Annotated in this window: 9 protein-coding genes; 4 read left to right on the forward strand and 5 right to left on the reverse strand. The window is 43.6% G+C overall.

Annotation, left to right across the window (positions count from 1 at the left end; translation table 11 throughout):
• The 5 genes from ABZB17_RS09635 to ABZB17_RS09655 all read right to left on the reverse strand — a co-directional run.
• The coding region (locus tag ABZB17_RS09635) for an alpha-amylase family glycosyl hydrolase (protein ID WP_372649767.1) at nt 1-734 on the reverse strand (734 nt) is incomplete at its 3' end.
• 141 nt (nt 735-875) lie between these two features.
• Complete coding sequence (locus ABZB17_RS09640) at nt 876-2714, reverse strand: glycoside hydrolase family 13 protein (protein ID WP_372649769.1); 1839 nt, start codon at nt 2712-2714, stop codon at nt 876-878.
• A 177-nt stretch (nt 2715-2891) separates the two neighbouring features.
• Entirely contained in the window at nt 2892-5201 is a 2310-nt protein-coding gene (locus ABZB17_RS09645) for a family 65 glycosyl hydrolase domain-containing protein (protein ID WP_372649771.1), read from the reverse strand.
• 18 nt (nt 5202-5219) lie between these two features.
• The gene (locus tag ABZB17_RS09650; RefSeq protein ID WP_372649773.1) at nt 5220-6731 is read right to left on the reverse strand and encodes an MFS transporter; all 1512 of its coding nucleotides are present in this window, start codon (nt 6729-6731) and stop codon (nt 5220-5222) included.
• Between the two features lie 296 nt (nt 6732-7027).
• The gene (locus tag ABZB17_RS09655) at nt 7028-8044 is read right to left on the reverse strand and encodes a LacI family DNA-binding transcriptional regulator (RefSeq protein ID WP_372649775.1); all 1017 of its coding nucleotides are present in this window, start codon (nt 8042-8044) and stop codon (nt 7028-7030) included.
• A gap of 349 nt (nt 8045-8393) precedes the next feature.
• On the opposite strand from ABZB17_RS09655, the gene ABZB17_RS09660 reads away from it, so the two are divergent.
• From ABZB17_RS09660 to ABZB17_RS09675, 4 genes are all read left to right on the forward strand, one after another.
• Nucleotides 8394-11363 carry a SusC/RagA family TonB-linked outer membrane protein gene (locus ABZB17_RS09660; RefSeq protein WP_372649777.1) on the forward strand — a complete coding sequence of 990 codons (2970 nt, stop codon included), beginning with the start codon at nt 8394-8396 and terminating at the stop codon, nt 11361-11363.
• A 19-nt stretch (nt 11364-11382) separates the two neighbouring features.
• On the forward strand, nt 11383-13599 hold the full coding sequence (locus tag ABZB17_RS09665; protein ID WP_372649778.1) for a RagB/SusD family nutrient uptake outer membrane protein: 2217 nt from the start codon (nt 11383-11385) through the stop codon (nt 13597-13599).
• Between the two features lie 21 nt (nt 13600-13620).
• Complete coding sequence (locus tag ABZB17_RS09670; RefSeq protein WP_372649780.1) at nt 13621-14742, forward strand: SusE domain-containing protein; 1122 nt, start codon at nt 13621-13623, stop codon at nt 14740-14742.
• A 72-nt stretch (nt 14743-14814) separates the two neighbouring features.
• Nucleotides 14815-17568 (forward strand): alpha-amylase family glycosyl hydrolase, encoded by a 2754-nt coding sequence (locus tag ABZB17_RS09675; protein WP_372649781.1) that lies wholly within the window; start codon nt 14815-14817, stop codon nt 17566-17568.
• The last annotated feature ends 138 nt before the right edge of the window (nt 17569-17706 follow it).

Genomic DNA, 17706 nt, shown 5'->3' on the forward strand with positions numbered 1-17706 from the left:
GCTAGGCGTGCGCCATTACCGGTCCACTTGGCCGGATTTTCATCAAACTTTCCATCCGAAAGCGGGTGATCATCGCCTCCCAAAGGTTGGTAACCGTTCAAAAATTCCGGCACCTGAAAGGCTTCGCCGGGGATGTAATAAAAGTTATTATCGCGTTTGTATTCCACCGAAGTATCGTCGTTTTCACCAAAATCGGAAACTTCTTCGGGTTTCGAAATCGACTGGTAATTCCGGGCAACATGATTGGGAACAATATCGATGATCACTTTCATACCGTGCTTGTGTGTTCGTTCGATCAGGGCTTCAAATTCTGCCAATCGGTTTGCCGGATCAATAGCCAGATCGGGATTTACATTGTAATAATCCTTCACTGCATAAGGCGAACCGGCGCGGCCTTTTACCACATCGGGATCGTCGTTTGAAATGCCATATTCGGTATAATCGGTTATCACATCATGATGCGGTACACCCGTATACCAAATGTGCGTAACACCCATCGATTTAATTTCTTCCAATGCACGGTCGGTAAAGTCGTTGAACTTACCCACCCCGTTTTCTTCAATAGTTCCCCATGGTTTATTGGTGGTGTTGGTATTCCCGAACAAACGGGTAAATACCTGGTAAACCACATATTTTCCTTGCGGAGAATCGGGCTTTTCCGGTTTTTGCTGATGATTGGGCTGGCAGGCAAATAATACCAGAATTAAAAAAAATATGGAAACAAGATTTTTCATGGTTTTATGATTTGTAGTGGATGCGGTGCATGGAACGTCACCATTTCATAAATCTTTACTGGATGCGCCTTTTCTTATGTACGTTAAAAACCCGGGGCGCTGCCCCGGGCTATATTATTTCGCCCTTACAGGGCTATTCTTTTACTTACGTAACTCTACTATTACCGCTGATTTTGCAGGAACCGTAATTTCCGAAAGTTCTGAAATGGTGTTACCCGAGATAATTTCTTTACCCGATTTATAACCATCCATCACTTCATTAAAACGATCGGTTTTGATGGTTTTTACTTCGGTGTTTTTATTCAGAATAACCATCACAGCTTCGTTATCAGTATAACGGAAATAAGTGTAAGTTCCATCTTCTGGAACAAAGTGCATCAATTTCCCTTCGTGAATTACATCGGCATTTTTTCGCCAGTTCTGGATTTTAGAAATATACTGCTGCATATCTTTTGCGGCATCGCTCATTCCTTCGCCGGTAAAAGCATTTACTTCATCGCCTTCCCAACCCCCGGGATAATCTGCACGAATATCGCCATGTTCGCTGCCATCGTGTCGCATCAGAATCTCGGTACCGTAATAAATTTGCGGAATTCCCCGGGTAGTTAAAAAGAACACCACACCCATTTTCAGCAGATCTGCATCTTCACCAACCTGCACGTAAAAGCGAGACATATCGTGGTTGTCCGGGAAAATGGTCAGTTTGTATGGATCAGGGTATAAAAAGTCGTTAGCCAATGCATTATAAATCTGAATCAACCCGAGGTCGAAACTTTCTTCGTTGCGTAATCCTTCAGAAACCGCACTCTGCAATGGGAAATCCATCATACTTGGAGCATAATTCTTATAGCCATCCTGATTGTATTTTCCTTTTTGCCAGTACGAAACAATGGCCGGATTGGTGGTCCACTCTTCGCCAACCACATTAAAATTCGGATATTCTTCCAACAATTCTTTCGTCCAGTCGCTCATCATATTTTTGTCGGGATAAGGCCACGTGTCCTGGCGAATTCCTTCCAAGCCAACATATTCAACCCACCAAATACTGTTTTGAATGAGGTATTTTGCCAGGAACGGATTTTTCTGGTTCATGTCGGGCATAGCACTTACAAACCAACCGTCAACCATTGCTTTTTTATCTGCTTCCGAAGCGTGAGGATCTTCATTCACCGTGCGGCGGTGGCTGGTAATTTTCATTTCCGGGTAATTGTTAATCCAGTCTTTCATGGGCATATCGTGCATCCACCAGTGTTCCGATCCGCAGTGGTTAAAAATCAAATCCATAATCAGTTTCATGCCACGTTTATCCAGTTCTTCGTTTAGTTCCTGATATTCTTCATTCGAACCATACCTTCTGTCGACCTGGTAAAAATCGGTACAGGCATAACCGTGATACGACGATTCGGGCATATCGTTTTCCAGCACAGGATTTAACCAAACGGCTGTAAATCCCATGTCTTGCAAATAGTCCAGTGAATTGATGATTCCCCGAATATCGCCACCGTGGCGGCCATAGTTATAATCACGATCAAGACCTTCTTTCATTCCTTCAATCTCGTCGTTGCTGGTATCGCCGTTTACAAAACGGTCAGGGGTGATCAGGTAAATCACATCCGATGAATTAAAACCTTCGCGTTTTGCGGATCCTTTTTCACGATCCCACAATTCGTAGTTGTAGCTGTCTACAACTTTATCGCCTTGTTTAAATTGAATTTCAAAGTCTCCGGGTTTTACATCCTTTGCCAGTTTCAGATCGACAAACAGGTAGTTTGGATTTTCCACTTTAGTGGTCGCTTCCAAAGTCACCCCCGGGTAATCGAGCACCACATCGGTTTTTGAAATATTCTCACCGTATATTAATAATTGTAAGTCGGGATTTTTCATTCCGGCCCACCAGTTTGGCGGCTCAACCCGAGCAACTTCCTGCCCAACAACATTCAGAGTAAGCAGGATGATAAACAAAGTGATTAGTTTCTTCATTTTAAAGTGTTTTAGTCGTTTCAAATTTGCTTTACCCCTTACCCTGTCGGGAGTTCCCCTAAGAAGGGGAACAAGTATCAAACCAGCTTTTGACTCAATCAAAGCTCCGGCTTTTTTATAACTGTTTTCCCTCGCAAGGGAAAATGTCGACAGACAAAAGGGTAAATTATCTAATTTTTACTTTTTAATTTCAAGGGTTGAATTACCTGCAATTTTGTGTTCGACTCCCCAAACAGTTGCTTCAACATCAACTGCAGAATGATTAATTATTAAAAATAATTCGCGTTGTTTTTTCACTTCTAAATGTGCACCTCCAAAATCGATTCGGAATCCGTAAGATTTCCACGATTCGGGCAGGAAAGGATTAAATGTAAGTTTGTTGTTCACCACACGCATTCCGCCAAATGCCATTACAAACGACATCCAGGTTCCGCCCATACTGGTAATGTGCAGGCCGTCTTCGGTGTCGTTATTGTAATCATCCAAATCGAGGCGTGATGTGCGCAAATACATTTCGTATGCTTTGTCCTGGTAGCCGATCTTCGCCGCCAGAATGGAGTGAACACATGGCGACAACGACGATTCGTGCACCGTTAACGGCTCGTAAAAATCGAAATGTCGTTTCAGTTCTTCCGTGGTAAAATTCTCCTGAAACAGGAACAAACTCTGCAAAGTATCGGCCTGCTTAATGTACGGCGCACGCAAAATTCGGTCCCACGACCAGTTTTGGTTAATGGGTAAATCCTCAGCAGGAAGTTCTGCCACCGGAGTTAAATCCTTATCCAAAAATCCATCCTGTTGCAGGTAAATACCGCGCTTCTCATCTCTTGGGAAATACATTTTATCAATGATATCTTTCCAGCGAGCGGTTTCGTTCAACTCGTTGAATTTCCATTTTTTTACCAATTCCTCAAACAGGAAGGGGAATTCCTTCTTCAGGTAGTCGATGGCTTCAAGCGTATATTTTAAAGTCCACACGGCCAGGTAGCTGGTGTGAAAGTTATTGTTTACGTTGTTCTCGTATTCGTTTGGCCCGGTAACGCCCAGCATTACATACTTTTCTTTGTCGGCCGACCAGTTTACACGCTGACTCCAAAAACGACTAATACCCAGCAACACCTCAAAGCCCATCGGGGCAAGGTATTCTTTATCGCCGGTGTAATTTATATAATCGAAAATAGCGTAAGCAATGGCTCCGTTTCGGTGAACTTCTTCAAAGGTAATTTCCCACTCGTTGTGGCATTCTTCGCCGTTAATGGTAACCATTGGGTATAAGGCAGCACCATTTTTGAAGCCGAGTTTTTCGGCATTCTCGATGGCTTTTTCCAGATGCTTGCGACGGTAAACCAACAAGTTCCGCGAAACTTTTTGAGGCGCTGTACTCAGGTAAAAAGGCAAACAATAAGCCTCGGTATCCCAATAAGTTACACCACCGTATTTCTCGCCTGTAAATCCTTTTGGCCCGATATTCAGCCGTTCATCTTCGCCCGAGTAGGTTTGATTGAGCTGAAAAATATTAAAGCGAATTCCTTGCTGGGCCGCAATATCGCCTTCAATTTTTATATCGCTGGTTGCCCATTTTTGCAGCCAGCGGTTTTTATGACTTTCGAACAGGGCATCGAAACCGGCTTCAACAGCCAAGTCCACAGCTTCTTTTGCCTTTTCAGGAAGGGATTCCTTTTCATAATCAAGGGAAGAAACAGTAGAAGAGAATTTCTCAACTACTATTTCATCTCCCTTCTCTACCGAGACACTTTGAGATGCCTCGACATATTTCTCCCTTTCCCCGTTCGTAATATCTGTTTCTACTTTATTTCCGTTTTTTAGTAGTTGAAACCACATCCCGGTACTAACATGAAAACCGGTTTTTAAGGTTTCAACTGTGAGATAGCCTTCCGGACCGCCAACAGCACGGGCAACTTCTACCCAGAATTTCTCATCGTAATTCGAGTCTTCGTTCACCACATCGCCATCGAGGTAGGGCGTAACTTTTATCTCACCATCAAAGTTCAGCGCTTTTACGGTGTATCGGATAGCACCAATTTCGGTGGCTGCAATACTTACAAAGCGGTGCGAACAAACCTCAACCTGGTTACCGTTTTGCAACTCGGCAACAAAACAACGCGTTAACAAACCGTGTTGCATGTCGAGCTCGCGTTTAAACGAAAGTACTTTTGCTTTTGCCAGATCGAGTTCTTCGTTATTTACGGTAACTCCTATTCCAATCCAGTTGGTTGAATTGATAATTTTGGCAAAATACTCCGGATAGCCGTTTTTCCACCATCCCACACGGGTTTTGTCGGGGTAATATATACCTGCAACATATGTTCCGTTCAGCGTGTCGCCTGAATATTTCTCCTCGAAATTGGCACGCTGGCCCATTTTTCCGTTTCCTATACTAAAGATACTTTCGGAAATCCGGTTATGTTCTGGAACAAAACCCTCTTCAACTATTTTCCAGTCGTGATGAATGATATAATTCTTCATCTCAGTGTTTTTAATTTTTTAATTTTCTGTTGCAACGTCTTTTACAAAAAGTACCAGAACGGCAGCTACCACCATGGATACTCCTCCAAAAACAAGTGCAATAATCGACTCTCCTCCAAACAGATCTTTTACCATGAAACCCAAAATGGTTGCCGCCAGAATTTGCGGTATTACAATAAAGAAGTTAAAAATTCCCATGTAAATTCCCATTTTATTCGATGGCAGCGATCCGGTAAGTATGGCATAGGGCATAGAAAGAATACTTGCCCAGGCAATGCCAACTCCAACCATTGGCACAATAAGCCAGTTCGGATCGTTAAAAAGGTAGATAGAGGCCAGGCTCACACCACCAATTATTAAACTAATGAAGTGCGTAAATTTTCGGTTGGTGTACTTTGCAATTACAGGCAAAGTAAATGCCATTAGCGCGGCAACTCCGTTATAAACGCCAAAAAGAATGGTTACCCAGTCGGCACCATCGTTGTACAACTTTGTGGTTGTATCAGAAGTTCCGTACACATGGCTGGTAATTCCTGCTGTGGCATAAATCCATAAAGCAAACAATCCAACCCAGGTAAAAAACTGCACCAGCGCCAGTTGCTTCATGGTTAGCGGCATACGCAATAAATCGCTGAAAATCTCCACCAACGCATTCTCGTCCTTTTTTTGCGATTTTAGCAAAGCAGCCGTCATCATCAATAAGAAAAAAAGGAAAAGAATACCTCCAAGAATGTACAGCTCTTTTTCAAGGTCCATTAGTTGTGTAACTACTACAATCAGCAAACCCAGCAGTCCCATAATTCCGCCAACTTTGGCAAACCGGCTGCTTTCCACTTCCGCTTCATTCAGCACTTCATCTTTATTGGTTGTTTGTCGTTCGCTTTCTTCAAAGGCTTCCAGCTCTTCGGGTGGGTATTCTTTGGTTGAAAAAATAGTCCACAGAATGGCCAGAAAGAAAACGACTCCTCCAATGTAGAACGACCAACGCACCGATGGAGGAATAACTCCTTCAGGAGCCGTATTGGGAATATTCAGCCAATTGGTCATTGCGTATGGAAGCACCGATCCTACAACAGCACCGGTACCAATAAAAAAGCTTTGCATGGCAAAACCCTGAGTACGTTGCTCGTTGGGCAGCATATCGCCAACAAAAGCACGAAACGGCTCCATTGAAACATTAATGGAAGCATCCATTATCCAGAGTGTTCCGGCAGCTACCCACAAGGCGGGCGAGTTGGGCATTAACAGCAGTGCCAGCGATGCGAAAATGGCTCCGAACAAAAAGTAAGGCCGTCTTCGCCCAAGTCGGTTCCAGGTTTTATCGCTCATGTGCCCGATTATTGGCTGAACAATTAACCCGGTAACCGGTGCGGCAATCCACAAAATCGGGATGTCCTCAACATTGGCCCCAAGTGTTTCGAAAATACGGCTTACATTGGCATTCTGCAGGGCAAACCCAAACTGGATACCCAGAAAACCAAAACTCATATTCCAAATCTGCCAAAAACTTAACGTAGGTTTTTTGCGCATAATAGTAGTTTTAATTTGTAGCAAAACTGTATGTACTAACAAGCTAATACAGCAAAAGAACTTTTGCTGTTAAACACGAAGTATGTGAATTGAAAAATTGCCTGCACAAATATAAGTTAGAATCGAAGTAATTTCCAAACCGTGCACCATGCTAATAGCTGAAAAACAGGGTATTTTAGCCAAAAATGATCATTTCAAACGTTTGCGGAAAGTGAAAATATATTCTACAACATGTTTTTGTGTAATTGCAGAAATCGGCCATTAATTACGAAAATCAATAATATTTGAATGGTATATTATATAATAGAGGATCCACGAACTATCAAGTCCGCATTTAAGACTTTTGTTTCAGCCGGATATTCATCGTCTTCCGAGGTGATGCGTTTTAACAGCATTTGTGTTGCTAGTGTTCCCATTTCGTAACCATGCTGATCGACTGAAGTAAGCGTAGGGTCGGTAATTCCTGAGAAGCGACCATCGGAAAAGCCAACAATTGCAATCTCGTCGGGTATTTTGTATCCTTTTTTCTGGATGGTTTGCATGGCACCAATGGCGGTAAGATCGTTTGTGGCAAACACTCCGTCAAACTTAATCTTTTGGTTTATCAGCTTCATAATGGCCATTCGGGCTTTTTCAAACGAATCGGCTTCCACAATCAGGTTTTCGTCGGCCGGAATACCGGCTTCTTTCAACGCTTTTAAGTAACCGTCTTTTCGGTTTTGCCCAATCAGCAAAGCCATAGGCCCGCCCAAATGGGCAATGCGTGTTCTACCGCTATCTATTAAATGACGGGTTGCCCGATATGCGGCATCAAAATCGTCGATAATTACCTGGTCAGCAACTATATTCGGCACAACGCGATCATAAAATACAATGGGTACTTCGTTATTCTGGAAATTTTCTAAATGTTTATAGTCGGTGGTATGTTTTGAAATAGATACCAAAACACCATCAACACGGCTCGCCAGCAATGTTTTAGCGTTTGCCACTTCGCGCTCGTAACGCTCGTTGCTCTGGCAAATAATTACGTTAAAACCGGCATCGTAAGCCACATCTTCAATTCCGCTAATTACTGATGAGAAAAAATAATGGACAATTTCGGGAATGATAACACCTATAGTATTACTGCGCCGTTGTTTTAAACTAAGTGCAACAGCATTGGGCTGGTAGTTCAACTTTTCGGCCAGTTCTTTAACCGCTCGTTTTGTTTCTTTGCTGATATCGGGGTGGTCCTTCAACGCCCGCGAAACCGTTGACGCTGAAATATTTAATTCACGAGCCAAGTCTTTTATTGTTACCAGTCCGCTTTTCATATTCCTCTGACTCCCCTATTGTTGATTATTGATTTTTCCAGTTCCCTGCTTAAGGCTTTATACAAATGTAGCAATTTAGCCCAAATCTTTACATAAATTCGAACTTCTAAATAAGCCAACCAGTAACCACCTGTTTTATAACATATTGGGCGCAAACGTCACCGCAAACGTTTGCATAAACCGGTGTGTTAAAAAACGTAATTTTTTCTTAACAATTATTATACATTCGTCTTTGAATTTTAGTTTTTGTTGAACACAAAGTCTTTGTAACGAATTGATTTATTGCCTATTTAAATGAGTTAAAGAGAATTTAACAAACAGGAAGATTCATAAACTAATAACATGTAAAATGAGGATTATTCGTAAAAACCTTAAAGTAGTCTTGTTTTTGTTTGCCATGCTGAGCTTTAGTCTTGGATATGCGCAGGTTAAAACAGTTACAGGTACTGTTAGCGATGCCGGTAACGGCGAGCCTTTACCTGGTGTTACCATTGTAGTTAAAGGAACTACACAAGGAACAATTACCGATTTTGACGGAAATTTCAGCATCGATGTTGAACAGGGACAAACCATTGTTCTCTCATACATCGGTTATACACCGCAGGAAGTAGTTATTACTGCTTCAAATCAGGTAAATGTTAAGTTGGAACAATCAATGGAAAACCTCGACGAGGTTGTAGTAATTGGTTACGGACAAGTTAAAAAAGAAGATGCTACCGGTTCGGTAGCTGCAGTAAGTTCGGATGATTTTAACCAGGGAGCGATTACTTCTCCGCAAGAATTGGTAACCGGTAAAATTGCCGGTGTACAAATTACCAATAGCGGTGGTGCTCCCGGAGAAGGATCGACAATCCGTATCCGTGGTGGTTCTTCGCTTTCAGCAAGTAACGATCCGCTTATTGTAATCGATGGAGTACCGATTTCAAGCGATGGTGTTAACGGAATGAGAAACCCGCTGAACATGATCCATCCAAGCGATATTGAAACCATGACCGTACTTAAAGATGCATCGGCAACTGCTATTTATGGTTCGCGTGCGTCAAACGGTGTTATTCTTATTACCACTAAAAAAGGCCGCAAAGGTGCCGGTTTAAAACTGAGCTACAACGGCTTTAGTTCGTACAGCACACCATCGGGAAAAGTTGATGTTCTGTCGACCGACGATTTCAGACAAACTATTATTGACCAAAACGGAGCCGGTTCAAACGCCGCCAGCCTTTTGGGCAATGCTGATACCGACTGGCAGGATGTTGTTTTAAGCCCATCAGTAAGTCACGACCACAACTTTAGCGTTACCGGAAACATTAAAGATATTCCTTTCCGTGCATCAGTCGGTTACTCCGACCAAAACGGTATTTTAAAGAAATCGAGCATGGAGCGATGGACCGGAACTGTTGGTTTTAACCCCAGCTTTTTCGATGATCATTTAAAAATGAACCTGAACTTTAAAGGAATGTTGATCGACAACGACTTTTCTAATCAGGGCGCTATCGGAACTGCGGTAAGCTTCGATCCAACCCAACCGATTTATGTCGACAGTGATCGTTACGGAGGTTACTTTACCTGGTTGCAGGGCAACGGAAATCCAAATACGCTGGCACCAACCAACCCAATGGCATTGATTATGATGCATGATGATACATCAACTGCAAAACGAGCCGTAACAAATGCACAGTTCGATTATAATTTCCATTTCCTTCCTGATTTGAAAGCCACCCTTAACCTTGGATACGAATACACCGATTCGGAAGGTACAACCATCGACGATGACGATGCACCGTGGACAATTGGTAACGGAGGTGGTTATTACAGCGAATACACACAGGAAAAGAAAAACAAATTGCTGGACTTTTACCTGACTTACGATAAAGAACTGGAATCGATTGAAAGTAATATTAGTGTAATGGGTGGTTACTCGTGGCAACATTTCTGGAGCGAAAGCTACAACTTTGCAAGAAGTGGTATAACCAACGAGATTATCAACCCTGAAAACTGGGATCCTACGGAATATTACCTGGTTTCGTTCTTCGGACGTTTAAATTACTCGTTAAAAAACAAATACCTGCTTACGTTTACCGTTCGTCAGGACGGAACCTCACGTTTCTCGCCCGATACCCGCTGGGGACTTTTCCCATCGGCAGCTTTTGCATGGCGGATTTCAGAAGAAGAATTCCTGAAAAACAGCGCTGTAGTTTCCGATCTGAAATTGCGTTTAGGTTACGGTATTACCGGCCAGCAAAACATTGGCAGCGGCGATTACCCTTATTTGCCACGCTACACCTACAGCCAGGAAAATGCGCAGTACCAGTTTGGAAACCAGTATTACACTACTATTCGTCCTGAAGGTTACGACTCGGAAATTAAGTGGGAAGAAACCACAACCTACAACATTGGTTTAGACTATGGTTTTATGGATAACCGCATTTCAGGTACCATCGACGTTTACAAACGTGTTACCGACGACTTGCTGAACTTTATTCCGGTTCCGGCAGGTACCAACCTTACCAACATGTTGTTGACCAACGTGGGCGATTTGGAAAACCGCGGTTTTGAGTTCTCTGTTTTAGGACGTATCATCTCGAAACAAGATCTTTCATGGGAAGTTGGTTTTAACGCCACTTACAACGAAAACGAAATTACCAAACTTACTGCAACCCAAATGTCGCTCGAAGAATATCCGGGTGTAGAAACAGGAGGAATTTCTGGTGCCGTTGGTAACAACATTCAAATTCACTCGGTAGGTTATCCGGCCAACTCGTTCTTTGTGTACGAGCAAGTGTACGACGACGCAGGAAAACCAATACAGGGACTTTATGTTGACCGTAACGGAGACGGACAAATTAACAGCGAAGATAAATACCGCTTAGAAAAATCGGCTCCCGACTGGTTTATGGGTTTCAACTCAAAACTATATTATAAAAACTGGGACTTTGGTTTTGCCGGAAGAGTTAGCCTGGGCAACTACGTTTACAACAACGTTTGGTCGTCGAGCGGTTCGTTAAACAACCTGTACTGGTCGTCGAACTACCTGTTAAACGTAAACCAGAATGCACTGACAACAGGTTTCGAAAATCCTGAATATTTCTCTGATTACTATATAAAAAATGCGTCGTTCCTGCGTTTGGACAACATTTCGCTGGGGCACACATTTAAAAATCTGAATGCAGACAAAATGAGTCTTCGCCTGTACGGTACGGTTCAAAACGTGTTTGTAGTTTCAGACTACGAAGGTCTAGACCCGGAGGTTAGTAATGGAATCGACAACAACATTTATCCACGTCCGCGCGTGTTTATGATGGGCTTAAGCATTGATTATTAATCTCTAAAAACTGATAACCATGATAATAAAGAAATTTAAATATTTAAGCATAATAGTACTTGCAGCACTGCTTGCAATTACATCATGTACCAACGATTTGGACACCGTGCCAATCGATGAAGATGTGGTTACCTCGGAAAGTGTTTACGAAAATCCGAACAACTACATTCAAGTTCTGGCAAAACTATATGCAGGTTTAGCAGTTAGTGGCCAGCAAGGACCAAGCGGAAACAACGACCTTAGTGGTTTGGACGAAGGTTTCGGTCAGTACCTGCGTGCCTACTGGTATGCACAGGAGCTTCCAACCGACGAAGCAGTTATTGGCTGGAACGATGCTACCTTGCGCGATTTCCACGATATGGACTGGTCGGCTGACGATGGTTTTATTACCAACCTGTATTACCGTATTTTTTACCAGGTGTCGTTGTGTAACGAGTTTATTCGCGAAACAACCGCCGATAAACTAGACGGACGCGGAATCGACGGCGCTATCCGTACCGACATTGAAATGTACCGTGCAGAAGCCCGTTTCCTGCGTGCACTGAGCTACTACCATGCTGTCGACTTATTTGGTAGCGTACCTTTTGTTACCGAAGAAGACAACGTTGGAGCATTCTTCCCGGAGCAGATTTCAAGAACCGACCTGTTTAACTATGTTGAATCGGAATTACTGGCTGTTGAAAACGAACTTGCAGCACCCGGAAGTGCCGAATACGGAAGAGCCGACCAGGCAACTGTTTGGATGGTTTTGGCAAAAATGTACCTGAATGCCGAGGTTTACACCGGAACAGCACGATTTAACGATGCGCTTAGCTACTCGGAAAAAGTAATTAACGCAGGCTATTCGCTCAATCCGGAATATTCGCACATGTTCCTTGCTGATAATCATACATCAAGCGAAACCATTTTCCCAATTATTCAGGATGGAACCAACATTCGTACCTGGGGTGGAACAACTTTCCTTGTTCACGCACCTGTTGGAGGAACAATGGACCCTGCTGAATTTGGTATCGACGGCGGATGGAGTGGTTTAAGAACAACCAAAGAGTTTGTTGGCAAATTCCTTGATTTGGAAACCATGGCTCCAAAATTAAAAAGTGTTAATGCAACTGCTGACTATCCGGTAATTTATGTACCTGGTGGCTACCAGGTTGCAGCGGGTTACAGCGAAAGCGACTGGTCGCCGGATGTAGCACCAACACTGGCTTCGGTTAATTCTGATGATAACTACGAAGGTTATGTATATTTTGCCGATGCAGGAGAATTTAAATTTACCGCCGGGCCAAACTGGGATGTGAACTGGGGAGACGACGGTGGCGACGGCTCACTGGAACCAAACGGACAAAACCTTTCAGTTGACGAGGCTGGCTACTACAAGATAAATGTAAATACTGTTGATGGTACATATTCAGTAATGAAAACCGATTGGGGAATTATCGGATCAGCTACTGCTGGTGGCTGGGACTCTGACCAAAACATGGAATTTGATGCGGACAGCAAAACCTGGGTTGCAGAAATCGACCTTGCCGCAGGCGAAATTAAGTTCCGCGCTAACGACGGCTGGGATCTGAACTACGGTGATGACGGTGCCGACGGTATTTTAGAAGGTGGCGCTGCTAATATTTCAATTGCTGAAGGTGGAAGCTACAAAATTACCATGAAACTGGAATCACCGGATTATACTTACACCGTTGAGAAATTCAGTTCTGACGGCCGCGCTTTGTTCTTCACCGACGGGCAAACACTTGAAATTGATGACCTGTTTGAGTTCACAAACGGTTATGCCATTACCAAGTGGAAAAACGTAACTTCTACCGGCGAAACCGGATCGGATTTAACACATCCTGACACTGATTTCCCAATGTTCCGTTTGGCCGATGCTTACCTGATGTATGCCGAGGCAGTATTGCGCGGCGGTGGCGGAAGCATGAGCACTGCACTGTCGTACGTTAACGAATTGCGCGAAAGAGCATATGGCGACGACTTTGGAAACATGACCGAAGCCGACCTTACACTCGATTTTATTTTGGATGAACGTGCACGTGAATTGTACTGGGAAGGACACCGCAGAACCGACCTGATTCGTTTTGGCAAATTCACCGGTTCAGACTACGTTTGGGCTTGGAAAGGAGCTGTTAAAGAAGGTATTGGTGTTGATACCAAATACAACACTTACCCACTTCCTTCTTCAGATGTAAGTGCCAATCCAAATCTAACTCAAACCACGGGATATTAATCACTTGCAAAATTTTAGATCATGAAAAAGATAAATTATATATTAAGTATTCTGGCTGCTTTGCTGGTGTTTGTTTCTTGCGAGGACGAGACATTCGATCCGGTGATTAATTACGGAAACAGCCCGGTTCTTACCGCGTCAGAAACTTCCGGTGGCACTTATTTGCTTACCGAAGAAGAAGCAGATGATGTACTGTTCTCTTTTGACTGGACGGAAGCAGATTTTGGTTTTCAGGCAGCAATTTCTTACTTGCTAAAAATTGACGATGCCGGTAACGACTTTGCAAATTCATCAATTATTGTTTCGTCAGCTGAATTAGGTTACGATATTACAGTTGGAGAATTAAACTCGCTGTTAACATCGATGGAATACCCAACTGGTGTAGAAACTCCACTTGAAATAAGAGTTGAAGCTTCAGTTAGCGACTATGCCAATGCATTACCATCAGAAACATTCAGCTTCAACGTAATTACTTATTCCATCAAATTGCCTCCTATCTATTTATTAGGAGACGCAACCGATGCAGGTTGGGATAACAATACTACACTGGAAGCACCGTACATGTCGAGTGGCAAATACGGAATTGCCGCGCATTTAGTACCCGACGCCTGGTTGAAGTTCATCAAAACCCAGGGCCAATGGGCTCCGATGTGGGGATCTGACGGAACTGGTGACGCCTATAGCGGAGTTTTGGCTTATCGCCCTACCGAGGACGATGCCGACCCGGCTTCTATTCCATCTCCTTCGGTTGAGGGCGACTACCGTATTGATGTTGACATTACCAACCTTACCTACTCGGTTTATCCAATTCCGGATGTAATTTACCTGGTAGGTGGTGCAACTACTGTTGGCTGGGATCCGGCAAACGGAATTGCTTTCACAAAAGATGGCATTGGTAAATACTCAGTGGTAACCGATCTTTCGGTTGGCAACGGCGGAATGAAAATTATGGCTACCAACAGCGGTGCATGGGCTCCTCAGTGGGGTTCTGACGGCAACGGAAACAGCTTGTTGGGTAAACTTGCTTACCGTTCGGGCGATGCTGATCCTGATCCGGCAGAAATTCCGGAACCGGCTTCAGCAGGTACTTATAAAATTGAGATTGACTTCTCAGAATATACCTATAAAATTACAGCACAATAACTGTAAGTTATGATACAACAGGTAGTGCTTTTTATTTGGCACTACCTGTTTTTTTATCCTAAAACAAATCCAATGTACAAGTCTTTTCTTTTTCTGATAAGCCTGGTTGTTTTTGCTATTAATGCAACCGCACAAATTACTACCAATCCCGAATTCCCGGTGGCCACACAGCCTGTTACCATTACGTTTAACTCGGCTCAAGACAGCCGGCTTAATTATTTTACAGGAGATTTGTACGCCCATACAGGAGTTACAATTGGTGAAGACCGATGGCAATATGTAATTGAATCGTGGGGAAACAATAACACACAACCTCAGCTAACGTATATTGGTGAAGGCATTTACGAGCTTGTTATCACTCCCGATATCAACAGCTTTTATAGTGTTGAAGCCGGAGATGTGGTAACTGAACTTTGCCTGGTTTTTCGTTCGGCAGATGGAAGCCAGCAAACTTCCGACCTTTTTGTAACTGTTTTTGATGAAGGGCTGGTAGTGAATATTACCGAACCCTCGGGCTCCTCTATACTTAAGATAAACGAGGCAATAACTTTTTCAGCTCAATCATCGGCAGAGGCCGATTTAAAACTTAGTCTCGATGAAACGGCATTAGCCCAATCAACGGGTACCGAAATTACCACCACACACACTTTTACCGAAAGCGGGAACTACTGGCTGATTGCCGAAGCTACCGCCAGTGGCGAAACAGTTTTCGATTCACTGAATATATTTGTCGGCAGCAGTGTGATTAACGAACCGCTACCCGCCGGATATAAAAAAGGAATCAACTACATCGACGATAATACCGCAGCATTGGTGCTGTGGGCACCACTTAAAGAATTTGTATACGTACAGGGCGATTTTAACGACTGGCAACTTTCCGACAATTACCTGATGAAAAAAGACGGCGACTATTTCTGGCTGGAACTTAACGGCTTAGAAGCCGGAACAGAGTACGCCTACCAGTACCTTATTGATGGAAACATTCGTATTGCCGACCCCTACACCGAAAAAATATTAGACCCCTGGAACGACAGCTACATCGATGAAGCCACTTACCCCAATCTGAAAGCTTACCCTGAAGGGAAAACTGAAGGAATTGTTTCGGTGTTGCAAACCGCTCAAATTCCCTACAACTGGCAGGTTACCAATTTTGAATCGCCCGACAAAAGCAAACTGGTGATTTACGAATTGCTGGTACGCGATTTTATGACTGAGCACACCTACCAGGCCGTTATCGACCAGTTGGATTACCTTGAAGACCTTCGTATAAACGTGCTGGAACTGATGCCGGTGAACGAGTTTGAAGGAAACAGCAGCTGGGGATATAACCCATCGTTTTACTTTGCGCCCGACAAATATTACGGCCCAAAAAACAAATTAAAAGAACTTATTGACAAATGCCACCAGCGCGGAATTGCAGTGGTAATCGATATGGTGTTAAACCACAGTTACGGCCAAAGTCCGTTTGTGCAAATGTACATGGATAACTGGGTGGTTACAGCCGATAATCCCTGGTACAACCAGGAAAGTAATTTCCAGAACCCAAGCCTGCGATGGGGATATGATTTTAACCACGAAACCGCCGCAACCCAGGAGTTGGTCGATAGTGTATCATCTTTCTGGATGAGCGAATATAAAGTTGATGGTTTCCGTTTCGATTTTACAAAAGGCTTCTCGAATACACCTTACAGCTCGTCGAGCTGGGGAAGCGAATACGATGCCGACCGGATTGCCAACCTGAAACGAATGAGCAACGAAATTTGGAATCGTAATGCTGATGCACTGGTAATTTTCGAGCACCTGGCAGACAATTCGGAAGAAACTGAGCTGGCCAACCACGGTATACTCCTTTGGGGGAACATGCACGGAAGTTACCAAAACGCAGCAGCCGGGCAAACCGGAAATTCAGACCTGAGCTGGGCGGTGTACTCCCAAAGAAACTGGAATGAACCGAACCTGGTTTCGTACCCTGAAAGCCACGACGAAGAGCGAATAATGTATACCATTAAAAACACGGGGCTTAGTACCGACGATTACAACATTAAAAACCAGACAACCGCGCTGCAACGAATTGAGTTGAACTCACTGTTTCATTTGTTGCTGCCCGGACCAAAAATGATCTGGCAATTTGGCGAGCGCGGTTACGATCTGTCGATAAACCGTTGTGTTGACGGTTCGATAAGCAACGACTGCCGCCTGGCAGAAAAACCACCTTACTGGCAGTACCTGAACAATACTGACCGTACCGATTTGTTTCAGGTAATGGCAAAGTTGAACGAACTGAAACAAACCTACAATGAGTTCTCGCCCGAAACTTTTACCCATAGTCTTTCGAGTGCCACAAAATGGTTTATTTCAAGTAACGCGGGTAATCATGCAATTGCCCTGGGCAACTTTGGCATAACGGAAAACAATATCACTATTGATTTTCCGGAGACAGGGAAATACTACGAGTTTTTTAGCGGCGACTCGATTGAAATAGCCACAGCAAATCAAACCTTTACGTTTGCTCCGGGCGAATACCGCCTGTATTCAACACAACAGTTTGAAGAGCCAAGAATTATAACCGATATCGATGAACCGGAAATCAGGAGTAGCGATTTGCAGGTTTATCCTAATCCTGCATCGAATAAACTGACAATAACTTCGGACAAAACGATTTCCACAGTTCAGCTATATTCAATAGCCGGAACTTTACAATATCAGGCAAACGACTTACGCAAAAACAAGGTTGAAATTGATGTGCAGAATTTTACACCGGGTGTTTATTTACTCCGGGTTATACAAAATGGCAACACCACTACACAAAAGGTTTTGGTAAAATAGTTTTTAGCTAAAATACTGTTCAGAGGCCGGGGTAACTCCCGGCTTTTTTTATGTGGATTGCCTTTTGAGTTTCGTCCGGGAGAACCACCTGGCTTCGATCGGCTTTTTTCGCCGGACGAGTTCCCTTTGGTCATTTCA

Origin of the sequence: Draconibacterium sp. (genome assembly GCF_041583095.1) — a bacterium.
Lineage (GTDB): Bacteria > Bacteroidota > Bacteroidia > Bacteroidales > Prolixibacteraceae > Draconibacterium.

Coding starts and splice junctions, on each gene's coding strand:
- ABZB17_RS09675 (WP_372649781.1), top strand. CDS start 14,815: ATGTACAAGTCTTTTCTTTTTCTGATAAGCCTGGTTGTTTTTGCTATT.
- ABZB17_RS09645 (WP_372649771.1), bottom strand. CDS start 5,201: ATGAAGAATTATATCATTCATCACGACTGGAAAATAGTTGAAGAGGGT.
- ABZB17_RS09640 (WP_372649769.1), bottom strand. CDS start 2,714: ATGAAGAAACTAATCACTTTGTTTATCATCCTGCTTACTCTGAATGTT.
- ABZB17_RS09665 (WP_372649778.1), top strand. CDS start 11,383: ATGATAATAAAGAAATTTAAATATTTAAGCATAATAGTACTTGCAGCA.
- ABZB17_RS09660 (WP_372649777.1), top strand. CDS start 8,394: ATGAGGATTATTCGTAAAAACCTTAAAGTAGTCTTGTTTTTGTTTGCC.
- ABZB17_RS09655 (WP_372649775.1), bottom strand. CDS start 8,044: ATGAAAAGCGGACTGGTAACAATAAAAGACTTGGCTCGTGAATTAAAT.
- ABZB17_RS09670 (WP_372649780.1), top strand. CDS start 13,621: ATGAAAAAGATAAATTATATATTAAGTATTCTGGCTGCTTTGCTGGTG.
- ABZB17_RS09650 (WP_372649773.1), bottom strand. CDS start 6,731: ATGCGCAAAAAACCTACGTTAAGTTTTTGGCAGATTTGGAATATGAGT.